The sequence below is a fragment of the Mesocricetibacter intestinalis genome (genome assembly GCF_004363295.1).
GTDB lineage: Bacteria > Pseudomonadota > Gammaproteobacteria > Enterobacterales > Pasteurellaceae > Mesocricetibacter > Mesocricetibacter intestinalis.
Map to the genome: position 1 here is coordinate 493,941 of NZ_SNYQ01000001.1, position 24,481 is coordinate 518,421.

The 24,481-nt window shown below is 47.4% G+C and carries 23 protein-coding genes and 1 tRNA gene; 10 read left to right on the forward strand and 14 right to left on the reverse strand.

Annotated features, from left to right (window positions below; translation table 11 throughout):
• Positions 1–52 precede the first annotated feature (52 nt).
• From gudD to EDC45_RS02250, 3 genes are all read right to left on the reverse strand, one after another.
• Entirely contained in the window at positions 53–1,381 is a 1,329-nt protein-coding gene (gene gudD / locus EDC45_RS02240; protein ID WP_133543024.1) for a glucarate dehydratase, read from the reverse strand.
• A gap of 92 nt (positions 1,382–1,473) precedes the next feature.
• Positions 1,474–2,811, reverse strand: a complete 1,338-nt coding sequence (locus EDC45_RS02245) for an enolase C-terminal domain-like protein (protein ID WP_133543026.1) — start codon at positions 2,809–2,811, stop codon at positions 1,474–1,476.
• 77 nt (positions 2,812–2,888) lie between these two features.
• Positions 2,889–4,253 carry an MFS transporter gene (locus EDC45_RS02250; protein WP_133543028.1) on the reverse strand — a complete coding sequence of 455 codons (1,365 nt, stop codon included), beginning with the start codon at positions 4,251–4,253 and terminating at the stop codon, positions 2,889–2,891.
• A 364-nt stretch (positions 4,254–4,617) separates the two neighbouring features.
• On the opposite strand from EDC45_RS02250, the gene garL reads away from it, so the two are divergent.
• From garL to EDC45_RS02270, 4 genes are all read left to right on the forward strand, one after another.
• The gene (gene garL, locus EDC45_RS02255; protein WP_133543030.1) at positions 4,618–5,388 is read left to right on the forward strand and encodes a 2-dehydro-3-deoxyglucarate aldolase; all 771 of its coding nucleotides are present in this window, start codon (positions 4,618–4,620) and stop codon (positions 5,386–5,388) included.
• A gap of 53 nt (positions 5,389–5,441) precedes the next feature.
• A complete protein-coding gene (gene garR / locus EDC45_RS02260) occupies positions 5,442–6,350 on the forward strand; it encodes a 2-hydroxy-3-oxopropionate reductase (protein WP_133543032.1) in 909 nt (302 codons plus the stop codon).
• 111 nt (positions 6,351–6,461) lie between these two features.
• Entirely contained in the window at positions 6,462–7,598 is a 1,137-nt protein-coding gene (locus EDC45_RS02265) for a glycerate kinase (RefSeq protein ID WP_133543034.1), read from the forward strand.
• A 13-nt stretch (positions 7,599–7,611) separates the two neighbouring features.
• Positions 7,612–8,763: a CdaR family transcriptional regulator gene (locus EDC45_RS02270; RefSeq protein WP_133543036.1), complete on the forward strand. Its 1,152-nt coding sequence runs from the start codon at positions 7,612–7,614 to the stop codon at positions 8,761–8,763.
• Positions 8,764–8,863: 100 nt separating this feature from the next.
• Here EDC45_RS02270 and EDC45_RS02275 read toward each other — a convergent pair whose 3' ends face one another.
• The 5 genes from EDC45_RS02275 to garD all read right to left on the reverse strand — a co-directional run bounded on the left by EDC45_RS02275 (position 8,864) and on the right by garD (position 13,688).
• Complete coding sequence (locus EDC45_RS02275) at positions 8,864–9,394, reverse strand: GNAT family N-acetyltransferase (protein ID WP_133543038.1); 531 nt, start codon at positions 9,392–9,394, stop codon at positions 8,864–8,866.
• Between the two features lies 1 nt (position 9,395).
• The gene (locus EDC45_RS02280; protein ID WP_133543040.1) at positions 9,396–9,851 is read right to left on the reverse strand and encodes a GNAT family N-acetyltransferase; all 456 of its coding nucleotides are present in this window, start codon (positions 9,849–9,851) and stop codon (positions 9,396–9,398) included.
• A gap of 9 nt (positions 9,852–9,860) precedes the next feature.
• Entirely contained in the window at positions 9,861–10,286 is a 426-nt protein-coding gene (locus EDC45_RS02285) for a MarR family winged helix-turn-helix transcriptional regulator (protein ID WP_133543042.1), read from the reverse strand.
• Between the two features lie 112 nt (positions 10,287–10,398).
• Positions 10,399–11,835, reverse strand: coding sequence for a hypothetical protein (locus EDC45_RS02290; protein ID WP_133543044.1), 1,437 nt, complete (start codon positions 11,833–11,835; stop codon positions 10,399–10,401).
• A 299-nt stretch (positions 11,836–12,134) separates the two neighbouring features.
• Complete coding sequence (gene garD / locus EDC45_RS02295) at positions 12,135–13,688, reverse strand: galactarate dehydratase (RefSeq protein ID WP_133543046.1); 1,554 nt, start codon at positions 13,686–13,688, stop codon at positions 12,135–12,137.
• Between the two features lie 288 nt (positions 13,689–13,976).
• On the opposite strand from garD, the gene rpsO reads away from it, so the two are divergent.
• The 3 genes from rpsO (at position 13,977) to EDC45_RS02310 (ending at position 16,203) form a co-directional block, all read left to right on the forward strand.
• On the forward strand, positions 13,977–14,246 hold the full coding sequence (gene rpsO / locus EDC45_RS02300) for a 30S ribosomal protein S15 (RefSeq protein WP_133543048.1): 270 nt from the start codon (positions 13,977–13,979) through the stop codon (positions 14,244–14,246).
• Positions 14,247–14,503: 257 nt separating this feature from the next.
• Positions 14,504–14,593, forward strand: a tRNA-Ser gene (locus tag EDC45_RS02305).
• Positions 14,594–14,787: 194 nt separating this feature from the next.
• Positions 14,788–16,203: a glucose/sorbosone family PQQ-dependent dehydrogenase gene (locus EDC45_RS02310; RefSeq protein WP_133543049.1), complete on the forward strand. Its 1,416-nt coding sequence runs from the start codon at positions 14,788–14,790 to the stop codon at positions 16,201–16,203.
• Between the two features lie 33 nt (positions 16,204–16,236).
• Here the strand turns inward: EDC45_RS02310 and priC are convergent, their stop codons facing one another.
• From priC to EDC45_RS02340, 6 genes are all read right to left on the reverse strand, one after another.
• A complete protein-coding gene (gene priC / locus EDC45_RS02315; RefSeq protein WP_133543051.1) occupies positions 16,237–16,812 on the reverse strand; it encodes a primosomal replication protein PriC in 576 nt (191 codons plus the stop codon).
• Positions 16,813–16,869: 57 nt separating this feature from the next.
• The gene (locus EDC45_RS02320; protein ID WP_133543053.1) at positions 16,870–18,225 is read right to left on the reverse strand and encodes a Na+/H+ antiporter family protein; all 1,356 of its coding nucleotides are present in this window, start codon (positions 18,223–18,225) and stop codon (positions 16,870–16,872) included.
• 168 nt (positions 18,226–18,393) lie between these two features.
• Positions 18,394–19,071, reverse strand: a complete 678-nt coding sequence (gene rnt / locus EDC45_RS02325; protein ID WP_208107233.1) for a ribonuclease T — start codon at positions 19,069–19,071, stop codon at positions 18,394–18,396.
• A gap of 64 nt (positions 19,072–19,135) precedes the next feature.
• Complete coding sequence (gene gloA, locus EDC45_RS02330; RefSeq protein WP_133543055.1) at positions 19,136–19,543, reverse strand: lactoylglutathione lyase; 408 nt, start codon at positions 19,541–19,543, stop codon at positions 19,136–19,138.
• Between the two features lie 94 nt (positions 19,544–19,637).
• A complete protein-coding gene (gene cmoA, locus EDC45_RS02335; protein WP_133543057.1) occupies positions 19,638–20,375 on the reverse strand; it encodes a carboxy-S-adenosyl-L-methionine synthase CmoA in 738 nt (245 codons plus the stop codon).
• 65 nt (positions 20,376–20,440) lie between these two features.
• Positions 20,441–20,959, reverse strand: a complete 519-nt coding sequence (locus tag EDC45_RS02340) for an isoprenylcysteine carboxyl methyltransferase family protein (RefSeq protein ID WP_133543059.1) — start codon at positions 20,957–20,959, stop codon at positions 20,441–20,443.
• A gap of 204 nt (positions 20,960–21,163) precedes the next feature.
• Between EDC45_RS02340 and aspS the strand changes: the two genes are divergently transcribed.
• From aspS to EDC45_RS02355, 3 genes are all read left to right on the forward strand, one after another.
• Complete coding sequence (gene aspS / locus EDC45_RS02345; RefSeq protein ID WP_133543061.1) at positions 21,164–22,939, forward strand: aspartate--tRNA ligase; 1,776 nt, start codon at positions 21,164–21,166, stop codon at positions 22,937–22,939.
• A 43-nt stretch (positions 22,940–22,982) separates the two neighbouring features.
• A complete protein-coding gene (nudB, locus tag EDC45_RS02350) occupies positions 22,983–23,426 on the forward strand; it encodes a dihydroneopterin triphosphate diphosphatase (protein ID WP_133543063.1) in 444 nt (147 codons plus the stop codon).
• A gap of 281 nt (positions 23,427–23,707) precedes the next feature.
• Positions 23,708–24,448, forward strand: a complete 741-nt coding sequence (locus tag EDC45_RS02355) for a YebC/PmpR family DNA-binding transcriptional regulator (protein ID WP_133543065.1) — start codon at positions 23,708–23,710, stop codon at positions 24,446–24,448.
• Positions 24,449–24,481: the final 33 nt, after the last annotated feature.

Consider the following 24,481-nt stretch of genomic DNA (forward strand, 5'->3'; position numbering starts at 1 on the left):
ATAAAAAATTTGCCAGCACTGGGCCGGCAAATAAATTTATAGAACGGGAAGATTAACGTACCAGACAAGGTTTTTTATTGTCGAATTTCCAGTTCGGAATCAGGAACTGCATTGCCATGGCATCGTCGCGGGCGCCTAATCCCATGTTTTTATACAATTCGTGTGCTTTCGCCACCTGATCCATATCCAATTCGATGCCCAGCCCCGGTTTTTTCGGTACTTCGACCAAGCCGCCTTTGATCTGTAGCGGTTCTTTGGTTAGGCGCTGGTTGCCTTCCTGCCAGATCCAGTGGGTATCGATAGCGGTAATTTTACCCGGCGCCGCTGCGGCGACATGGGTGAACATGGCGAGAGAAATATCGAAGTGGTTATTGGAGTGAGAACCCCAGGTTAATCCCCATTCGTGGCACATTTGAGCGACTCGTACCGATCCCTGCATGGTCCAGAAGTGCGGATCGGCAAGAGGGATATCGACGGATTGCAGAGAAATGGTATGTCCCATTTGGCGCCAGTCGGTAGCGATCATATTGGTTGCGGTCGGTAAGCCGGTGGCACGGCGGAATTCCGCCATCACTTCTCGGCCGGAATAGCCCTGTTCCGCACCGCAAGGGTCTTCCGCATAGGCTAAAACATTGCGTAGCTGTTTACCGATACGAATGGCTTCTTCCAGCGACCAAGCACCGTTCGGATCCAAGGTAATACGGGCCTCAGGGAAACGTTTGGATAAAGCGGTTACCGCTTCGGCTTCCTGTTCGCCGGCCAGTACGCCGCCTTTTAATTTAAAGTCGTTAAAGCCGTATTTTTCATAGGCGGCTTCCGCCAGGCGAACCACGGCTTCCGGCGTAAGGGCTTCCTCATGGCGTACGCGATACCATTCGCAAGGATCATTTTCCTGGCTCTGGTAGGCCAAGGTCGTTTTCTTTCTGTCGCCGATATAGAACAGGTAACCGAGCATTTCCACCGCATCGCGCTGCTGTCCGTCGCCAAGCAGGGAAGCGACGCTAACGCCGAGGAACTGGCCTAATAAATCCAGCATCGCCGCTTCAATGGCGGTAACCACATGGATGGTGGTACGTAAATCGAAGGTTTGCAGGCCGCGTCCGCCGGCATCGCGATCGTTAAAGGTATCTCGTACTTTGGTCATCACATTTTTATATTCCCCCAGGGTTTTACCTACGACCAAAGGTTTGGCGTCTTCCAAGGTCTGACGGATTTTTTCGCCGCCGGGTACTTCACCGACCCCGGTATTACCGCTGTTATCTTTGAGAATAACGATATTACGGGTGAAATAAGGGGAATGCGCGCCGCTCAGATTAAGGAGCATGCTGTCGTGTCCGGCAACGGGAATAACCTGCATTTCGGTAATTACTGGTGTTGTCATAATAAAGCCTCTTTGTGTTAACTGATTGTATATAAATAGGTTAAAAGTGCGGTCTAAAAAAGCAAAGTTTTTTTACCGGGGTTATATTCGTATCAGCGCAGCATTGCCGGGCGCTTACGATCGAATTTCCAGCCCGGGTAGTAGAACTGCATCGGAACGGCGTCATTACGCGCACCGCTCGGTAATTTTTGATGCAATGCATAAGCCTGCATCACTTTTTCCATATCCAGCTCAATACCCAGTCCCGGCTTATCATTCAGTTTGATTTTACCGTCGATGATCTCAAGCGGATTTTTGCTCAGGTGGAAATCACCTTCCTGCCAGATCCAGTGTGTATCCAGTGCGGTCGGATTACCCGGGGCGGAAGCGCCCACATGGCTAAACATGGCGAGAGAAATATCAAAGTGATTGTTGGAGTGGCAGCCCCAGGTTAATCCCCATTCATTACATAACTGGGCGACCTTGCTGGCGCCGGTCAGAGTCCAGAAATGCGGATCCGCCAAAGGAATATCTACCGCCTGCAACATAATGGAATGCCCCATTTCGCGCCAGTTGGTAGCGACCATATTGGTGGCGGTTGGAATACCGGTGGCACGGCGGAATTCCGCCATTACTTCACGGCCGGAATAGCCCTGTTCCGCTCCGCAAGGATCTTCCGCATAGGTTAATACCTCGTGCATTCCTTTACACAGCTGAATGGCTTCTTCCAGCGACCAGCAGCCGTTCGGATCCAGGGTGATTCTTGCATCCGGGAAGTTTTTCTTTAAGGCGCTGACTGTTTCGATTTCCGTTTCGCCGGCAAATACGCCGCCTTTCATTTTGAAATCCTTGAAACCGTAGCGATCTTTTGCCGCTGCCGCCAGTTCGACCACTGCTTGTGTGTCCATGGCCTTGCGACGGCGGATTTTATACCATTCATGGCAGCCGGAAAGCGGTTGCTGGTAAGGCAGATCGGTGATTTTGTCATCACCTATATAGAACAGATAACCTAGAACGGTTACTTCGTCCCGTTGTTTGCCTGGCCCCAATAATTCCGCGACGGGTACCTGCAGGAATTGCCCCATTAAGTCGAGCAGTGCGGCTTCCAGTGCGGCAACGGCATTTACGCGCAGTTCGAAGGTCCAAGCCCCTTTGCCGAAGGTATCATAGTCGGCGTCAAGGTAGCCCTTGTGCATATCGGTAACTATTCGGTTAAGGATGGAAATAGGGCGGCCGACCACATGAGGTATGGCTTCTTTCAGCGCATTTAAGATGGTTTCTCCGCCCGGCGCTTCGCCTACGCCGGTATGACCGGCATTATCGCTCAGAATAACCAGATTACGGGTAAAATATGGGGAATGGGCGCCGCCCACATTCATTAACATACTGTCATGACCTGCGACGGGGATTACTTTCATTTCGGTAATCAGTGGAACGGATTCTGTACTCATACTTATTTCCTTCGCTAGCGAGTTAATAGCGTATTATGTAACGGCACAGGCAATTGAACTGGCCTGTGCCGTTGCGATTATTTGTCTTCAATAGGTTTCAGTTCCATACGTTTAATCGGACCGACGATAAACAGGAAGCTGATGGCGGCAATCAGAGCATGAACGGCGACGAATACCAACGCCCATTCGAAATGCCCTGTATGTTTTACGATATAACCGATGGCGATAGGTGAAACGATACCGGACAGGTTACCGCACATATTGAACAGACCGCCGGCCAAACCGCTGATTTCTTTTGGCGCGGTGTCCGCCATTACCGCCCAACCTAAAGCGCCGACACCTTTACCGAAGAAGGCCATGGACATGAACAGTACCACCATGTAAATGGAATCCACATAGTTACAGAAGACCATGCTCATGGAGAACAGCATACCTAATACGATTGGGGTTTTACGTGCAATGGATAAAGAATTGGTTTTTTTCATTAAGGCATCGGAAATAACACCCCCGGTGAGGCCTCCGAGGAAACCGCAGATGGCCGGGATTGCGGCGATAAAACCGACGGATTTCAGATCCAGACCGCGTTCCGTAGCCAGATAAACCGGGAACCAGGTGATAAAGAAGAAGGTTAGACAGTTGATGCAGTATTGACCCAGATAAACCCCCAGCATCATACGGTTTTTCAATAGCTGTTTGATATAACCGAATTTAGGACCCTGTTTTTTGCTGCCGTCTTCTTTCGGCTGATCCATATTGGTTAAGGCACCGCCCGCTTCGATATAATCTAGCTCGGCCTGATTGATTTTCGGATGCTCTTTCGGATTATAAATAACTTTCAGCCAGACGAAACTGATTAAGATACCTACCGTCCCCATAAAGATAAAGACGGATTCCCAACCTATTTCTGCGGTTAACCAACCCATAATCGGCGCAAAGATCACGGTAGCGAAGTATTGCGCGGAGTTAAAGATAGCCACTGCGGTAGCGCGTTCTTTGGCCGGGAACCAAGCTGCTGCAATACGGCTGTTACCCGGGAAAGAAGGAGATTCTGCAATCCCGACCAGGAAACGCAGAGAGAACAGGATAATCAGTGCCCAAACTCCGGAGAACAAGCCGACGGCACCCTGTAATAGGGTAAAGATCGACCAGAACAGGATACTAAGGAAATAAACTTTTTTGGAACCGAAGCGGTCAAGTAGCCAACCGCCCGGTAATTGGCCCAGTACATAAGCCCAAGAAAAGGCGGAAAAGACCCAACCCATGCCGCCGGCGTCAATACCTATGGCATCGGACATAGGTTTACCGGCAATCGCTAAGGTGGCTCGGTCCCCATAGTTGATTGCGGTTACAAAGAATAAAAGCACCACGATGGTCCAGCGCACATTAGTGCGTTTTATGACTTCTGCGGTGGTACTGCGTACGCTCGCATTGTTATCGCTCATAATTAACTCCTGACTGTAATGATTTTCACGACGCTAAAAATTATATGAATTCGCTTTGAATGCGTATTCGGTATTTGTCAGAAGATAAAAAATAAATTCGATTTTTATTTGTGCGCCTGCACAGCTGTTTGTGATCTCCATCACAAATTAGTTCTATTGAGGCATCCGTTTTATGCGCGAAGCAGTAGCCTCTTCTCCTTTATATAAAGGCTTGCTTGTTCGGAAATATTAAATAGAGGGCTATGCGTCTGCATATATATGGGTCGGTTTTAAAATTTGTTTTTGTGCATTTATACAATGATTGTTGGAAGAAAAAAATTTAGACTTTCTGCAATTTCTTATCAGACTAAAAAAGGAAGCTGCGATGAACGAAAAATACGTACCGAACCTGTTTCGGCAGAAATTACTAAAAGGTGAAAAATTAATCGGTTGCTGGAGCGCTTTGGGCAATCCTATTTCAACCGAGGTTTTGGGATTGGCCGGATTTGACTGGTTGTTATTGGACGGCGAACACGCACCTAATGATGTTCTTTCTTTTATTCCGCAATTAATGGCGTTAAAAGACAGCGAAAGTATGCCGATTGTACGTCCGCCGAAAAACGATCCCGTAGTGATTAAGCGTTTATTGGATATCGGCTTCTACAATATTTTAGTACCTTATGTGGAAAGTAAAGAAGATGCTTTACAGGCGGTGGCGTCGACCCGTTACCCGCCGGTGGGTATTCGCGGCGTTTCCGTTTCTCATCGGAACAACGGTTATGCCACCATTCCGGATTATTTCAAACGGATCAATGACAATATCGGTGTGATTGTCCAGATTGAAAGCCAGCAGGGGGTTGATAATGCGGAAGAAATCGCCGCTGTGGAAGGGGTAGACTGTATTTTCGTCGGTCCCGGCGATTTATCCGCCGCCCTGGGCTACTTGGGTAATCCTAATCATCCGGAAGTGCAAAAAGTAATTCAGCATATTTTTGCCGTGGCGAAGAAATATGGTAAAGCCTGCGGTATTTTGGCACCGGTGGAACAGGATGCGCGTCGCTATCTGGAATGGGGAGCAACCTTCGTTGCGGTAGGCAGCGATTTAGGGGTTTTCCGTGCCGCCACACAGAAATTACGCGATAATTTTAAGGCCTAACCCTAGGCTGGGAGTTTTTTAAACATCGGGACGGAGCCCGGTAATTAACGTTAATGCAACAAGAGAGGTTAAATATGAAAATCGGATTTATCGGATTAGGTATTATGGGTAAACCTATGAGTAAGAACTTGCTAAAAGCGGGTTATTCATTGGTGGTTACCGATTTCAATCAGGATGCGGTAAAAGATGTTGTGGCCGCAGGTGCGGTTGCTGCGGCAAATTCCAAAGAAGTGGCGGCGCAGGTTGATGTGGTTATCACCATGTTACCTAATTCTCCCCATGTAAAATCCGCCGTATTAGGTGAAAACGGCGTTCTGGAAGGGGCAAAACCGGGATTGGTTTTAATTGATATGAGTTCCATTGCTCCGTTGGCAAGCCGTGAAATTTACACCGAATTGGAAAAACAAGGGATCGAAATGCTTGACGCACCGGTTAGCGGCGGCGAACCTAAAGCCATTGACGGCACTCTGTCCGTAATGGTCGGCGGTAAAAAAGAAGTCTTCGATAAATACTATGATGTGATGAAAGCGATGGCGGGTTCCGTTGTTTATACCGGTGATATCGGCGCGGGTAATGTGACTAAACTGGCGAACCAGGTGATTGTGGCCTTGAATATTGCGGCAATGTCCGAGGCGTTAATGCTGGCGACTAAAGCCGGAGTTAATCCGGAATTGGTTTATCAGGCGATTCGCGGCGGTCTGGCGGGTAGTACGGTATTAGATGCGAAAGCGCCGATGGTATTGGATCGTAATTTCAAACCGGGCTTCCGAATCGATCTGCATATTAAGGATTTAGCCAACGCCTTGGATACTTCTCATGGTGTCGGCGCTTATCTGCCGTTAACCGCCTCCGTGATGGAAATGATGCAGGCGCTGAAGATTGCCGGCGACGGTCAGTTGGATCACAGTGCTTTGGCACGTTATTACGAAAGACTGGCGAATACGGAAATTACAAGGGATTAACAGTCCGATCAAACGGGAGGGGGAAATATCCTCCCGTTTAATCTTCCGATAAATTTTATTCTCACTAAGCATCGGAATAGAAACAGAAGTAAGAAAGAAGCGAGATATCATATGAAAGTCGTTATTGCACCAGATTCATATAAAGAAAGCCTTTCGGCAATGAATGTGGCAAATACCATCGAAAAAGGTTTTAAACAGATTTTTCCGCATGCTACTTATGTCAAAGTCCCTATTGCCGACGGCGGAGAAGGTACGGTCTGTACCATGGTTGAAGCGACTCAGGGAGAAATTATCGAATCCGAGGTGATCGGCGCCTTGGGAGAGCGGCAGCCGGCGTTCTGGGGTATCTCGAAAGACGCAAAAACCGCATTTATCGAAATCGCTTCGGCAAGCGGTATTGAGCAGGTACCCGAACATAAACGCAATCCTTTAATTACCACCACCTATGGGGTCGGACAGTTAATCACCGCCGCATTAGATGCCGGGGTCAGACATTTTATTATCGGCCTGGGCGGTAGCGCAACCAATGACGGCGGGGCAGGAATGTTGCAGGCGCTGGGGATCGGATTACTGGATAAGCAGAATCGACAAATCGGCTACGGCGGCGGCGCACTTGCGGATTTGGCCAGAATAGATATGAGCGGGGCGGATCCGCGTTTACGAGAATGCCGCTTTCAGGTGGCCTGCGATGTTACTAATCCGCTAACCGGAAAGAACGGCGCTTCCGCAGTTTTTGGCCCGCAGAAAGGGGCTACGCCGGCGATGATTGAAACCCTGGACAAAGCCTTAACACATTATGCCGAGATTATTCGCCGCGATTTGGGCTGCGAGGTCGAAACCCTGGCGGGTGCGGGTGCCGCCGGCGGATTAGGCGCTGCCTTTGCGGGTTTTTTCAATGCCGAATTAAAGAGCGGTATCGGTATTATTATAAAATTGCTTGAACTGGAAGATAAAATAAAGGATGCTGACTTGGTGATTACCGGCGAAGGTCGTTTGGATCATCAGAGCATTAACGGCAAAGTACCTATCGGTGTGGCGGCGGTGGCGAAGAAATATCAGGTGCCGGTTATCGGTATTGCCGGTAGTTTAGGTAAGGATATTCAGGTTGTTTACGACCACGGACTGGATGCGGTATTCAGCGTATTGAATAAGGTCTGTACCCTGCCGGAAGCCTTGGCCGAGGCGGAGGAAAATCTGGAAATTACGGCAAGAAATATCGCCGCCTTACTTAAAATGAATATATCTTGAGAAAACAATAACCATGTCAGTTTACCTATTAGATGAGAAATTAGCGCAGAAAATCGTACAACGGACGATGGAAATTATTGATTGTAATATCAATATTATGGATGCGAAAGGCAAAATCATTGCCAGCGGAGATATCAGTCGGATAGGTGAAATTCATGACGGCGCATTATTGGCATTATCACAGGGACGAACCGTGGATATTAATGAAGCGGTGATTCATAGCTTACACGGCGTTCGTCCCGGTATTAATTTACCGTTGCGGGTGGAAGGTCAGGTTATCGGCGTTATCGGTTTGACCGGCGAACCGACCAGCCTGAAGGAGTTCGGTAAATTGGTATGTATGACTGCGGAAATGATGCTGGAGCAGGCCAGACTCTTTAATTTGTTGGCCCAGGACACCCGTTTAAAAGAAGAGCTGATCCTGAATCTGATTAATAGTGAAAGCATAACGCCGAATATCGTCGAATGGGCGAATCGCCTAGGGGTGGATCTTTCTATTCCGCGCGTAGCCTGTATTATTGAAATAGATAGCGCTCGGTTAGGCGTGGAGCAAGGGCGTGAGGAATTGCAGAATCTGCAACAGTTACTCAAATATCCGGAGCGCGATAATTTGGTGGCGGTATTGTCGCTGAGCGAATTGGTGATCCTGAAACCGGCGTTGAATAGTTTCGGACGTTGGGATGCGGACAATCATATTGAACGGATCAGACAGCTGCTCGAGCGCATGAACGATAATATTAAGTCCAATGTACGTATTGCTCTGGGAAATTATTTCACTACGGAAAACGGTTTGTTTTTATCCTATCATACGGCGCGCACTACATTGAAAATCGGCAAGTCGCGCTTACCGAAACAATCTATCTATAACTATCAGGAACTGATTTTACCGGTATTGCTCAATCAGTTAAAAAACGGCTGGCAGAAAGACGAACTGGAACGCCCCTTGAAAAAACTGAAACTGATGGATAATAACGGAGCATTGGTGAAGACGCTGTTAGCCTGGTTTGAAAATAATATGCAAACCATTGCTACTGCAAAAGCGCTTTATGTACATCGTAATACGCTGGAATATCGCCTGAACAAAATTTCCGATCTTACCGGTCTGGATCTGAACAGTACCGACGACAGGTTCCTGCTGTATATGGCCCTGCACGTTATTTCCTGAGGAACCTCGTCCTGATCGGTATACCCTTAATAAGGGATGAGAATCAAAAAAATGCGGAGAGCAAAAAAGCTTCCGCATTTTTATTAAATTTGCCGCAGATTTATATTTGTTGATTTTCAATAAGTAGCGGGCGTTTCATCATTATATCCCTTTGCTTATCTTCCCCCAGTAGAAAAATATGCCGGTCAAACTCCGTAAAGCCGTTTTTACGGTAAAAAGCCAGGGCCTTGTGATTATGTTCCCACACCCCCAACCAAAGATAGTGCGCTTGTTGCTCCCGGGCCCGATTTAGGGCAAATTCATATAATTTCTGACCTATGCCTTTACCTTGCCAGCATTGCAAAACATAAATACGTTCGATTTCGACCGCTCTTTTATCCTGTAATTCCGTTTGTGCCTGTGCGCTATTGAGTTTTAAATAGCCCGCTATCCGATTATCCCGTTCGGCAAAATAAAATTCACTATGAGGATTTTCCAGTTCCTGCTGCAGACGGGGCAGGGAAAAACTCTGTGTCAGATAGGCCGACATATTTTCCGCGCTATTGCTGCAGCTAAAGGTTTCACGGAAGGTGTCGATTCCGATTTGCCGCAGTTGCGGAAGATCGGATATGGTTAGTCTTCTGATTTGCATATTAAACTCGCCATTCGTAATTTAACCATTGATCATTTTGTTGCGCACCAAGACGGGCATAGAATTTTTTTCCCTGTTCGTTCCAAGGGGCAACATTCCATTTTATATAGCCGCATTTATGTAAACGGGCCTGTTGTTTCAGCGCCTGCATCAGTTTTTCACCGATTTTCCGGCCGCGTTGAGCGGAATCCACATAGAGTTCTTTTAAATAAATTGCCGGTCGGTTTTGCGCGGTAAAAGGAAGAAAATAATATACGGCAATGCCCGTAATTTTTTCATTCTCGGCGGCGACCAGGCAGTGAAAATCGGGCGGTTGTTTATCAAAACCGCATTCTTCCACTATGGCCGGGGTAATAGCGAAGCTGTCGAGGTATTTTTCAAATTCGGCCAGTTCGCGCATTAATCGCCATATTTGTTCGGCATCGCGGCGTTGGGCTTTACGGATTAAGAGGGACATAGGTTCCTTCTATTGGTTGTTGAGATAATGATTTAACATCGCCTGCCAACGTTCGATTTCGGTTAACAACAGGGTGATCTTTTCCTGATCGAAGTCGGCACTGGCTTGATATTCCAAGCGGATAAGGTTTTCAATCATAGGTTGGGTAAATGCCAATCCCGCCGGGGTTAATTCAATCCGTTTCGCCCGTTTATCCTTGTGATCCGGCGAAAAACGGAGAAAACCTTTCTGGCTGAGTTGCTTACAAACGGAAGTAACCGTCTGCTTCGGCAGACTCCATTTATCGCCGATTTCGCTCGGAGAACAGGAACCCTGGGCATTGATATGGTATAAAAAACGTAATTCGTTCAGGGTCAGATTATATTGTTTCGCCCATTGCGCATAAATCTGCGAAAGCTGGGCGGAAAGTGAGGATAATTTATCAAGAGGATTCATTTTTAGTCCTATATCGTATTATAACCGATTTAGTTTAACCCATTACCTTTTGAAGTCAATAGCGCCTATCCTCGCATTTCTCTTCGGCTGATTCCGGCAGGAAAATTCCCGCTTAAGGTTGCGAATGTTCGGTTACCCCGTCAAATTTCTCCGTTTCTTGATGATGGGCGCTGACAAAGAAATAGATCATACCGGATACCACAAAGGCGAATCCCAGTCCGACAATCCAGTAACCCGGGCCGAATGCCGCAGGGTTCAGTACCATATAAACTAAAGAGCCTAGGGTACAGAACAGAACGCCGGTACGTAAAAAACGCTGCATATTTTTATTTTGCTTAGCCTGCAGGAAGTGCTGGGCAATCAGCATTACCAACATAATGGCAGGGAACAGCATCAGGCTGACGTCCAAATGCAACATTCTAAAAGCAAAGCCGTAATCCGCCAGGGGCACATCATTGGATGAGCTGTACAGATCCGCCCGATATTCCTGTAAAAAGCCCATACCTGCTACGGTAAGGATAATTCCGCTCCAGGTGAGGAACAGACCGCTTAAGGTATATTTGGCCGTTTGACTCAGTTGATTGTTAGCGCTCTTTTTGCCGAACAGCAGGGCGCCGATAATCATTAAACCGCCGAACAGGAACAGGGTACCTATGACAAAATCCACCAAATCGATACCTGCAACGCTTTGCCCGCGGGGAGCATAAAAGCCTTTTTCGGTGAAAATATGCGGAATTTGCCAGTTTACTCCGCAGAAACCGGAAACCAGCAGGATAAGTGCCATTAATAGAATACCGATAATAGCCATAAGTTCGCCGCTGATTTTTATGGATTTAGCCGTGCCGATCAGATGGCGTCCGTATTTTTGATCGATAACGGAAAGAAGCAGACCGATAACGGCAATAACGATCATATCCGAATGAGATCTCAGCAGATTATCATTCCATTCCGATAAACTGTAGCCGATTGCCGAGGCATAGCTTCCGAAAATTCCCCCGATATCGCCGAAATCCAGCATAACACCGATTAAATCTCCGATTAAGGCGGCGATTACTGCGGTACCTGAAGATATGGTTGCCAGATAATAAGCGAATGAAGGCTGCTGTGTACGGGGACGGCTATACAGGAAAGCGATAAATAAGGTAATCAATACCCCATCTAAGGCAAAGAATCCCAGGGTCTGGTACCAGAGCATCAGCTTAGTTTCTTCCATGGAGCGGTTAATGGCGCCGCCGCTTAGGCCGAAAAACACGGCGGCCAGGGTGCAGTAAAAAATAATCTTTTTAAATTTGTTATCAAGATTAAATACCTGGTTCACGATTAAGCAAGTCAAACCCGCCAAACCAATAGCCAAACCGTGGAAATACATGATTCTGGAATAATCCACCGGGGTTTTACGATCCACGAAAATGGAAAAAGGATTGGAAATAAAAATGCTGCCCAGCGCGTAGATCAACAGGGCAATTAACAGCCATTTTATCAGCTGTTGCCAGGAATAGCGTCCGAGCCCCATATCCGGCTCGTATTGCTGTAGATTTATATTTTTCATATGGGGTTCCTCTTATTTGTCAAAAACCTTATTAATTCCGCGCCTATGACAGCCCCTAAGGGTTCGGCCGGGTCGCTAGGGCGGGTACAGAGAATATAATTTGGGATAAAGTCTTATATCGGACTTATTTTAGTACGATATAGGATTAAATCAAGTAGGGGAGGCGCAATTATTTTTATTGATGCTCCATAAGCAAGTGAGGAAAAACAATTAATATGCGGAGAGATGAAATGGGAAGAAAATAAAAAAACCGCTCCCTTTGTTATGGAAGCGGTTATTTCCCGATGGGAATCTGCTAATCAGGTTACCGGTGCCGGGTTAAAGACGGATAGGGCGTTATGCAGTCCCCATTGATCCGACCAGGTTTGCTTGCGTCCGCTGGCCACTTCAATAATTTCGTGGAAGATCCGCCAACCCACCTGTTCAATGGTTTCTTTACCTGTTGCAATGGTACCTGCATCTATATCCATTAAATCAAACCAGCGTTCGGCCAGATCGGAACGGGTGGCGACTTTAATTACGGGTAGCGCCGCCAAACCGTATGGGGTTCCGCGACCTGTGGTAAATAACTGTACCGTAATGCCGGAAGCCAGTTGCTGGGTTCCGCATACAAAGTCGCTGGCAGGCGTAGCTGCGTAGATCAAACCTTTTTTAGTCGGACGCTGCCCCGGGGATAACACCTCCACAATGGCACTGCTGCCGGATTTCGCAATAGAACCCAAGGCTTTTTCCACCACATTGGCAAGACCGCCTTTTTTATTTCCCGGAGATGGGTTGGCACTGCGGTCGGTTTTGCCCATATCAAGGTAATCATCATACCATTTCATTTCTTCCAGCAAACGTTTACCCACCTCTTTATCGGCGGCGCGCGGAGTAAGCAAATGAATGGCGTCTCGAACTTCGGTAACTTCGGAGAACATAAAGGTAGCGCCGGCGCGTACCAACAGATCGGCGGCATAGCCTACCGCCGGGTTTGCGGTTACTCCGGAGAAAGCATCGCTGCCGCCGCATTGTCCGCCGACCACCAGATCGGAAACGGGACAGGTTTCGCGTTTACGCTGGTTCAGTTTTTCCAGATGCTTTTTCGCTGTTTCCAGAATGGAAGAAACCATGGACTGGAATCCTACATGCTGTTCGTCTTGCAAACTGGTAATACTGGCCTCTTGCAGAGAAATCGGATACACGTCCGAAGTACCTTCTAACAAGCGGGTCGGTTGTAATTTTTCGCAACCTAAGCCGATCACCATAATTTCACCGCCGAAGTTTGGATTCAGGGCGATATTATGAATGGTACGAATAGGTACTACCGCTGCCGGGGCATTAATCGCCACTCCGCAACCGTATAAATGATTTAACCCTACAACACCGTCAACATTCGGGTAATGAGGCAGTAAATCCCTTTCAATTATTTTCACGATATAATCCACCACCCCGGCGACACAATGCACGCTGGTGGTAATACCCAGCATATTCTTAGTACCCACGCTACCGTCTTTATTACGATAGCCTTCGAAGGTATAGCCTTCCAAGGGTTCTAATTGCGGTGCGGGGCGTGTGGCCAGCGGCAGGCTTTCCAGCGGCGGTGCTTTAGGTAGCTGTACCAGCGATTCCTCGATCCAGGAGCCTTGTGCAATATCACGTACGGCATAGCCGATAACTTCACCGTAACGTATGATTTCGGCATCTTTTTTAATATCCTGTAAGGCTACTTTGTGGCCTTGGGGTACATGTTCTGTTAGGGTTAGTCCGTCATCAAAGGCCGTGCCGGCAGGCAAACCGTTACTATTGACGATAATGGCTACGTTATCCGTCGGGTGTACTTTAATATAAAGCGGTTTTTGCTGGGTACTCATATTATTTCCTATTGGCTGAGGTAGAAAGATGAGTCTTATTATGGGAAAGATGCCGGTTAAACACAATTATGCAAATGCTAAATAAAGTCTTTGCAAAGTACGAATTTTTGGGCATTTTTACAATTTGTCTTTGGGGACTCGGCTTTAAAATCCGGCGGAATCGGCGGGAATGAAAATATTTGATTGCTTTTTGGTTTCGAATCGCTAAAATACCAAGCTCCTGTCGTGGCTGAATTAGAGATCGGCTAACGATGTATTATTCACAAACCCTATTAAAGAGGATTTTATATGTCTCTAAGTACAGAAAAAAAAGCGGCGATTGTCGCTGAATTCGGTCGTGATGCAAAAGATACCGGTTCTTCCGAAGTTCAGATCGCATTATTAACCGCTCAGATCAATCATTTACAGGCGCACTTTGCCGAACATAAAAAAGACCACCACGGCCGCCGCGGTTTATTACGCATGGTTTCCCGTCGTCGTAAACTATTAGACTATTTAAAACGTACCAATCTGGCGCTGTATTCCGAAACTATCGCGCGCTTAGGTTTACGTCGCTAATCGTAGCGGACAACCGAAAGAATTCAAGGCTCCCTGCGGGGAGCTTTTTTTTGCTATTTTTACTCTGATAGGAAGCATAAGCGGCGAATCCGGTCGGATTATAGTCGGTTGTGAAAGACAAAAATCAGATTGAAGTGCGGTCGAAAATCCGCGAGTTTTTTATTGTAACCCTTCCAATTATTCCGGCGCCGCTTTTTTCACATTGCCGGCTTGACAGACAGCCCTTTAGTCCGTATTATTCTCCACGCTTAAATCACGGAGGAATGGTCGAGTGGTTGAAGGCACCGGTCTTGAAAACCGGCGAGGGTTTACGCCCTCCCTGGGTTCGAATCCCAGTTCCTCCGCCATCAGTTTTTTGAAAACCGTAAGTATTGTCCCTATCAAGGGTTGCTTACGGTTTTTTATTTCCTCTTTTAATGATTCCTCTTTATTTTTGCGGCCGCAAATTATACCCGTTTTAGGGCGTTGACAAGGGGAATATAACAGCGTCTAATGCGCTCGGAATGCCTTAATATTTATTGTAGCGAGCGAGGAACCTCCGATGAAAAAAACATTGTCTGCCATAGCAATCGCAACCGCCCTGTTCAGTATTAACCTCTATGCCGAGAATACGGTTGTACAGAATCCGAGAGTAGCCAATATTGAGCAGGACTTTAAAAGCTCCGTATTGGTTGATGGCTTGGACGGCATCTGGGATATGGTCTGGGGAGCGGACGGTAAAATTTGGATTACCGAACGCCAAGGGCGACGGATTTCGAGCATAGATCCGCAAAGCGGCGAACATAAGGTGCTTTATACCTTTGAAAAAGCCTTTGCTCAGCCGGTTCACCAGGGCGTATTGGGCATGGCCTTTGATCCTGATTTTCTCAAAGGTAAAGGAGAAGACTATGTTTACGTTTATTACACCTATGCGAAAAAGCCTGAAGACGGAAAATCCACCGCCGGACGTATTGTGCGTCTTCATTTCGACGCCAAGGCCGGTACCCTAAGGGATGAACAGATCGTACTGGATAATCTGACCGGCGGAGATGATCATAATGGCGGCCGACTGATGTTTGATAAAAAGGGTAAGTTGCTGGCGACTTTCGGCGATAGCGGCTTTAACCAATACGCCAACAGCTGTAAGGAAATCCGCGCTCAGAAATTACCTAGTGCGGAACAGGTGGCAAAAGGGGATTTCAGTAACTATCGCGGTAAAATTTTGCGGCTGAATAAAGACGGTTCTATTCCGGCGGATAACCCGAGTATTAACGGGGTGAAAAGCCATATTTGGGCCTATGGATTCCGCAATCCGCAAGGTCTGGTCTGGGTGGGGGATCTGTTATTCAATGTGGATCAGGGGCCGGGGGTGGACGATGAAGTCAACCTTATCGAGAAAGGCGGTAATTACGGCTGGCCGCATATTGCCGGCTATCAGGATAACCAGGCCTACAGCTATGTTAATTATTCGCAGGTGGATAACTGTACTCAAGCGCCGGTATATGACGAAGTTACCGTACCCGACGGCGTGAAAGCCGTATACCAGAAAGAAACGGATGTTCATCCGGATAATTTTAAGCCGCCGCTAAAAACTTTCTATACGGTACCGAACAGCTATAATTTTAATGATCCGAAATGCGGAGGCGATTATATTTGTTGGCCGACGGTGGCGACCACCAGTATCGCTTATTATCCGAAGGACGGAAAAATTAAAAGTCTGCAAAATTCATTGTTGGTAACCGGAGTAAAAACCGGGATCCTGTATCAACTTCCCTTAAGCGGCGATAGCCGCCAGGTACAGGGCGAAGTGCTGACCCATTTCCGTACCAGCAATCGTTACCGCATGGTATTGGTTTCACCTGACAGCAGTAAAATTTATATTGCTACGGACAGTTCCGGTTATATTATGGGCAAAGAACTGCAACCTACGGATAAAGTGGATAATCAGGGAGCGATTTTGGTTTTTGAGGCGAAATAGACCTTAGCTAGTTTCCGACGGCTGAAAGTATTTTCAGCCGTTTTCTTTATTCTGACGTTGAAAGTTCAGATATTCTTCCAAAACTTCAATGGCTTCCAAACAGCGTTGCCGACGCTGACGGGTGATTTCCAGTTGATGAAGGTAATGTATCTGTTGTTGCCGGTCGGTACAGGCGGCGACATTATCTTGCTGTGCGGCGATTTTTTCATTTAATGCCTGCAGCGCTTCGTAATATTTTACCAGACGTTCGCGCGGCGGCAGCAAGTTCAACGCTTGCTTTAACCGCTCTGTGCGTCCTTGAGGGCGGGGGCACTCGCTATTCGGGCGCTGCTCGGCACTTTGCAGGGCTTCGCTAAGCGCGGCACATTGCGCAGCCAGTTTTTCGCTGAAAAATATCAATTGCTCCTTTTGCACTGGGCTAAAATCTGCAAGTAATGCCAGGGTTTCTTCGATTTGAGTTAAATAATCGGATAGGGTTTGAGAATCCTGACGGAATAAAGAGCGGTCGAATTTCGCCTTGATTTTTTGCGTCGGATCCGCATGGTAGCGGGCATATAGCGCATCGACCCGAAGACGCAGATGTTGCACAAGATGAGAGATATCATTCATAGCTGTGGTCTATGCAGGGAACAAAGGAAACCTCCCCTTAAGGGGAGGCCTATTATTTTAAAGCACCATTGCCGCAATCCAGCCGAATACCAATAAAGGAATATTATAGTGCAGGAAAGTCGGTACCACGGAGTCCCAGATATGATCATGTTTACCGTCCATATTTAGACCGGAAGTCGGGCCCAGGGTCGAGTCGGAAGCCGGAGAACCCGCATCTCCCAGGGCTGCCGCCACACCGACGATAGATACCGTAGCCAGCGGTGAAAAACCGAGGGACAAACAGAGCGGAACATAAATAGAAGTAATAATCGGCACGGTGGAAAAAGAAGAACCTATGCCCATGGTAATCAGCAGGCCGATAATCAGCATCAAAATGGCCGCAATCCCTTTATCGCCCGGACGGATATCCTGACTGAAGGTATTAACCAGTTCGGTAACGCCGCCGGTGGAATTAATCACATTGGCAAAGCCGGAAGCGGCGATCATAACAAAACCGATCATCGCCATCAGGCGCAGACCTTGTTGGAAAATATCGTTGCTTTCTTTTAGTTTGAAAATACCGCACAGGGCAAAAATAACTAAACCCGCCAATCCGCCGAGAATGGTCGAACTGGTGAACAGCTGTAAACCGAAGGTAACGAAAATAGCGATAATGCTGGCGCTAACATGGAAAGGCTTGATATTGGCAATATGACGCTCGATTTCTTCGGTAGTAGGTTCCGCTATGCTAAGCGCATATTCGCGCGGTTTACGATAAGTGATGAAAATCGCGGTGAGTAAGCCGAGGATCATACCGCAAACGGGAATGGACATGGCGAGGGACACTTCGGCCACATTGGTTTGTAACCCCATGGCGGCGCCCACTTCATTAATATTTTTAACCAGAATACTTTCGATAAAGATTTTCCCGAAGCCGACCGGTAACAACATATAGGTTGCGGTTAAACCGAAGGTAAGCACGCAGGCTACGGCGCGGCGGTCGATTTTAAGCTTATTAAAAATACTCAGTAACGGAGGCACTACAATCGGAATAAAGGCGATATGTACCGGCAGCAGGTTCTGAGAAGAAATGGCAAATAATAATAAAATGGCCAGAATAAAGTATTTGAATTTACCCATTGAACTGCCGGTAGGCTGATGCCCGAGGCGTTTAATCACCTTGTAGGCGAGTAAATCTGTGATGCCGGATTTTGAAATAGCTACGGCAAAAGCGCCTAAAATGGCATAGTTCATTGCCACCTCGGCACCGCCGCCTAAACCGCCGGTAAAGGTTTCAATGGTTTTGGAAATGCCCAAATCACCTACCAAGCCCGCCACCAGTGCGGAAATCACCAGAGAGATAACCACATTGATACGCAGCAGGCTGAGGATAAGCAGGACAATAATGGAGATAACGACAGCATTGGTTAACATGACAGGTATTGTTCCTTAAGCTTGTTCAGAAAGTTTTAACTGTACCGAAAAAAAATGATTTGTCCAGAGGAGGAAGCAAATTCAGGCCTCTATTCTCTCTTTTCGTATCGGGCCGGTTATGCCGCAGCGCAAATTTTCTTTGCGCCGGCGGAAAAGAGCGGTGTTTTTTCAGCACTTTTTTTCGGAATGAGGAAAGCCGCCGAGGGATTTCAGACGGTTAACCATATAACAGAATAATTCGGCGGTGCGTTCCGTATCATAGAGGGCGGAATGGGCCTGTTTACCGTCGAAAGGAATAGCGGCGGCCTGGCAGGCTTTTACCAGTACGGTCTGACCGAACATCAACCCGCTCAGACTGGCGGTATCAAACATACTGAAAGGATGGAAAGGATTACGTTTTACCCCGGTACGTTCGGCCGCCGCCATAACAAAACTTTGATCGAAAGCGGCATTATGCGCGACGATGATCGAACGCTGGCAATCGGCATTTTTTTGTCCGCGCCGTACCATCTGAAACAATGAGGTAATGGCTTCCAGTTCGGGAACCGCACCGCGCAACGGATTATCGATATCAATACCGTTAAATTTAAGCGAATCCGGATTAATATTGGCGCCGGGGAAAGGCTGAATATGAAAATGACATTTCTGATCCGGCTGTAATAGCCCGTTTTCATCCATTTTAACGGTAATCGCCGCTAGTTCCAGCAGCGCATCCGTTTTGGCATTGAAACCGGCGGTTTCCACATCGATAATTACCGGATAATAGCCGCGGAAACGATTTTTAAGTAAATTATAATCCGTCGGAAGGGATTCCCTGCACGCAGTTTCGGTATGAATTTCGGTCACGATAAATCCTAATTTTACACAAATAAAAACGGTACGCAGAGCTGCGTACCGCAATAGGTTTCAGTTAGTTGCCCAGTGCGGCCTTGGCACTTTTGTTTTCAATAAATTCGATTTTATAACCGTCCGGATCTTCTACGAAAGCGATAACCGTCGTACCGCCTTTAACCGGGCCGGGTTCGCGCGTTACCTTGGCACCGGCCGCTTTTACCGACTCGCAAACCGCATAGATATCTTCAACCCCTATGGCGATATGGCCGTAGGCGCCGCCCATTTCGTATTCCGACACGCCCCAGTTATAAGTCAGCTCAATAACCGCCGTTTTATCTTCGTCTTCATAACCAACGAAGGCCAGCGAATATTTATATTCCGGATTTTCACTGGTACGCAGTAAACGCATGCCCAGTATATCGCAATAGAATTTAATCGAACGATCCAGATCGCCGACTCTTAGCATGGTATGTAGAATTCGCATAATTTCCTCCGCATAAAATAATAGCGGCGGGATTATGCCATAAATCCGGCGGAAAATCAGGTGATAATTCAATCCGACGCGTTATTTCTGCGCTTTACTCGGATTTAATGGCAACTATCGAACCGAAATTAAAACAGCGGAACCAGAGTTCCGTATGGGCAAAACCAATTTCCTGCAAGCGTTGTTTATGGCATGCGATACTATCGATGCGCATCACATTTTCCAGTGCGGTGCGTTTCTGGCTGATCTCCAGTTCGCTGTAACCGTTAGCCCGTTTAAATTCATGGTGTAAATCAATTAGTAATTGATCGACGGTTTGGTCCTCAAAGCGGAATTTTTCCGACAGCACCAGAATGCCTCCGGGATTCAGTCCCGCATAGATTTTTTGCAACAATCCCGCACGATCCTGCGGCGGCAGAAATTGCAGGGTAAAATTCAGAATTACCATTGAGGCGTTTTCGATATCGGCATGGCGAATATCATCACACAGGATCTCCACCGGAATATGGCTTTGATAGGCCTGAATATGCTGACGACAACGCTCCGCCATGGGCGGAGAATTATCAATAGCGATAATTTTTACCCCTTCCGCATTAATATTGCGGCGTGCAGACAGGGTGGCGGCTCCGCGCGAACAACCTAAATCATAGACATTCGTACCACTTCGCACAAAGCGCGCCGCCAACATACCTATTGCGGTAATAATATTGGAATAACCCGGAATGGAACGTTGAATCATATCGGGGAAAACTTCCGCTACATTTTCATCAAAGGTGAAATCCCCCAGTTTTTCAATGGGGGCGGAAAATATCGTATCTTTATTTTTATTCATGAGGGCTACCTGTTGTTTCAAGTGCGCTCATTTTAGAAGAAGTTTTTTCCCGATACAAATCCCAATTACGGTTGGCGGAATAGGGGCGCCATGGCTTTTTCTTCCTGTTTGATGCGAACGGTAAGAATAAGCAGATAAATCGGCAGACCGATCATTGCCGTATATTTGGCCTGGCAGAATAAACTTAAACCTATAAGTTCGGGAATAATATTGAGGAAATAATTGGGGTGGCGGAAATATTTAAATAAAAAGGAACGGTTGATTTTATGTTGGGGCAAAATATAGATTTTTACCGTCCAAATTTCCTTTAGGGAAGCTATTACCCAAAACAGCATTAAAATGGCAAAACACAAAATAAACAAACCGCTAAGGGAAAGGGCGTCCAGTTCGATATTACGGTAATTGGCTTCGCCGATGGCACAGAGATAAAACAGAATATGAGCGGCGGAAAGCAGCATCGAGTTGGTTTTTCCGTATTGCACGGCACCTTTGGCGAGAAGGGCTTTTTCGTTGCGGATGGAAATGGATAAGCTGTAAAACCGAATGGCTAAAATAAGAATAAAGATCAGATTAATAGTGAACATAATTTCTCCTTGTTGAAACGGGGGCAATATCCTTTTGCCGGGTTAACATATCAGATTAGGTTGTATCTTGCATTAATTTTTCCGCGGAAAGGAAGGGATTTTGCCCGGGCGAGGGCGTAAATAACCGTTCTCTCCCTTTCGATTTTTCGTTATAATCAGCGGTATTTTCCGGAATTTAACTCAAAACAAAAAAGGATAATTTATATGATGCGTTCTCACTATTGCGGTAGCTTAAACCGCAGCCATGTCGGACAAGAAGTAACATTGAGCGGTTGGGTTCACCGCCGTCGCGATTTAGGCGGGTTAATCTTTATTGATATGCGGGATCGTGAGGGCATCGTACAGGTTTGTTTCGATCCGAAGTATCAGCAGGCATTAACTGCGGCGGCGGCCTTGCGTAATGAATTCTGTATCCGTATCGAAGGCGAAGTGATCGCCCGTCCGGAAAATCAGATCAATAAAAATATGGCTACCGGCGAAGTGGAAGTTTTGGCAAAGGCCTTGTTCGTTTATAACGCCGCCGAAGTCTTACCGCTGGATTTCAATCAAAATAATACCGAAGAGCAACGTTTGAAATATCGTTATTTGGATTTACGTCGTCCGGAAATGGCGCAGCGTTTGAAAACTCGGGCGAAAATCACCGCCTTTGTGCGCCGCTTTATGGACGGCGAAGGCTTCCTGGATATCGAAACCCCGATGTTGACTAAAGCGACCCCGGAAGGCGCGCGCGATTATTTAGTACCGAGCCGCGTACATAAAGGCAAATTCTATGCCTTGCCGCAGTCGCCGCAGCTGTTTAAACAGCTATTGATGATGTCGGGTTTCGATCGCTACTATCAGATTGTTAAGTGCTTCCGTGATGAAGACCTGCGTGCCGACCGCCAACCGGAATTTACCCAAATCGATGTGGAAACCTCCTTTTTAACCGCACCGGAAGTGCGTGAAATTATGGAACGCATGATTCACGGGCTGTGGCAGGAAATTATCGGTGTCGATCTGGGCGCCTTCCCGGTTATGACTTGGCAGGAAGCCATGAGCCGTTTCGGTTCGGATAAACCGGATTTACGTAACCCGCTGGAAATCGTAGATGTGGCGGATATTGTCAAAGATGTGGATTTCAAAGTGTTCAGCGGACCGGCACAGGATGAAAACGGACGAGTTGCGGTGATTCGTGTTCCGGGCGGTGCAACTGTTACCCGCAAACAAATTGACGAATATACTCAGTTTGTCGGTATTTACGGCGCGAAAGGTTTAGCTTGGTTAAAAATCAACGATATTAATGCAGGTCTTGAAGGGGTACAAAGCCCGATTGCCAAGTTCCTGAGCGAAGAAAAAATTAAAGCCATTTTCGACCGCACTTCTGCGCAAAACGGCGATATTTTATTCTTCGGCGCGGATAAATGGTCGGTGGCCACCGACGCTTTGGGTGCGCTACGTCTTAAATTAGGTAAGGATCTCGGTCTGACCCGTTCGGAACAATGGAAACCGCTGTGGGTTATCGACTTCCCGATGTTCGAACGCGATGAAGAAGGCGGTTTGGCGGCAATGCACCATCCTTTCACCTCGCCGCGCGACTTTACGCCGCAACAATTGGAAGCCAATCCTACCGAAGCGGTGGCCAATGCCTATGATATGGTGATTAACGGCTACGAAGTGGGCGGCGGTTCGGTGCGAATCTTCGATCCGAAAATGCAGCAGACCGTATTCCGTATTTTAGGTATCGACGAACAGCAACAGCGGGAAAAATTCGGCTTCTTATTAGACGCCTTAAAATTCGGTACTCCGCCGCACGCAGGTTTGGCTTTCGGCTTGGATCGCCTCACCATGCTGCTGACAGGTACGGAAAATATCCGTGATGTGATCGCCTTCCCGAAAACCACCGCCGCCGCTTGTTTAATGACCGAAGCGCCGAGCTTTGCCAATCCGCAGGCTTTGGCGGAACTGGCGATTGACGTGGTGAAAACGGATAAATCCGCATAGTTTCGCATAATTGGTCGGGGCGTATGACATACGCCCTTCGTTTATGAAATTCAAAAATCCTAACAGCGTTCTGGTGGTTATTTACGCACAAAGTTCCGATAGGGTGCTGATGCTGCAACGCCGGGACGATCCCGACTTTTGGCAATCGGTAACGGGGTCGCTGGCGGAAAAGGAACAGCCTCGGCACACGGCGCTGCGTGAGGTGCGGGAAGAAACGGGAATTGATATCGAAGGGGAAAATCTTAGCCTAATCGATTGCCGATACAGTGTTGAGTTTGAAATTTTTCCCCATTTTCGGTATAAATACGCACCTAATGTCAGCCGCTGCCGAGAACATTGGTTTTTGCTGGCCTTGCCGCAAGAGCGGATTCCCCGATTAAGCGAGCATTTGGCCTATCAATGGCTGGAGGCGGAGGCGGCGGCGAGTTTAACTAAATCACCGAATAATGCGGCTGCCATCAGAACCTATTTAATGGGTAGGCGATAAGGCGGCGCTTGGCAGCCAAGCGGGCTGAAGAGGCCTGAAGCGACAGCTCAATACAAAAGGCGCACATAAGTTTATGCGGGATAGCGGTATAATCAGCGTGCGAAGATTTTAGTCGGGATTGCTGTTATTCGCTTGCCCGATCCGATTTTAGGGCGGTTTTTTTATTTAATTCGGCATCGATACGAGATTATGCCGAGTATCAGACAAGATAGTATTCAACCGGCGCCGTACGGCGCAAACAGTGTTTTGCAGATTATTGCAAATTTATAGAAGGAAACAACATGGCAGGACATAGTAAGTGGGCCAATATTAAACACCGTAAAGCGGCGCAAGACGCGCAGCGCGGTAAGATCTTTACCAAATTAATTCGCGAACTGGTTACCGCAGCGAAAATCGGCGGCGGCGACGTAAGCGCCAACCCGCGTTTACGTGCCGCAGTGGATAAAGCATTAGCCAGCAATATGACGCGCGATACCATTAATCGTGCCATTGAACGCGGCGTAGGCGGCGGGGACGATACCAATATGGAAACCCGGGTATACGAAGGTTACGGACCGGGCGGTACTGCGGTAATGGTGGAATGTTTAAGTGATAACGCTAACCGTACTATTTCTCAGGTACGTCCGAGTTTTACCAAATGCGGCGGTAATCTGGGTACCGAAGGTTCCGTAGGCTATTTGTTTAGTAAAAAAGGTTTGATCCTGATAGAACAGGCGGATGAAGACGCATTAACGGAAGCCGCTATCGAAGCGGGGGCGGACGATATCCAGCCGCAGGAAGACGGCAGTTTTGAAATCTACACCGCTTGGGAAGATTTAGGCGGGGTGCGCGATGCCATTGAAGGGGCCGGCTTTAAGATTCAGGAAGCGGAAGTTACTATGATCCCATCTACTACGGTTGATCTGGATGCGGAAACCGCGCCGAAATTATTAAAACTGATTGAAATGCTGGAAGATTGCGACGATGTTCAGAACGTGTATCATAACGGTGAAATCAGTGATGAGGTGGCCGCTTTGCTGTAAAAAGCAGAGGGCATAGCATAAAACACGCATAAA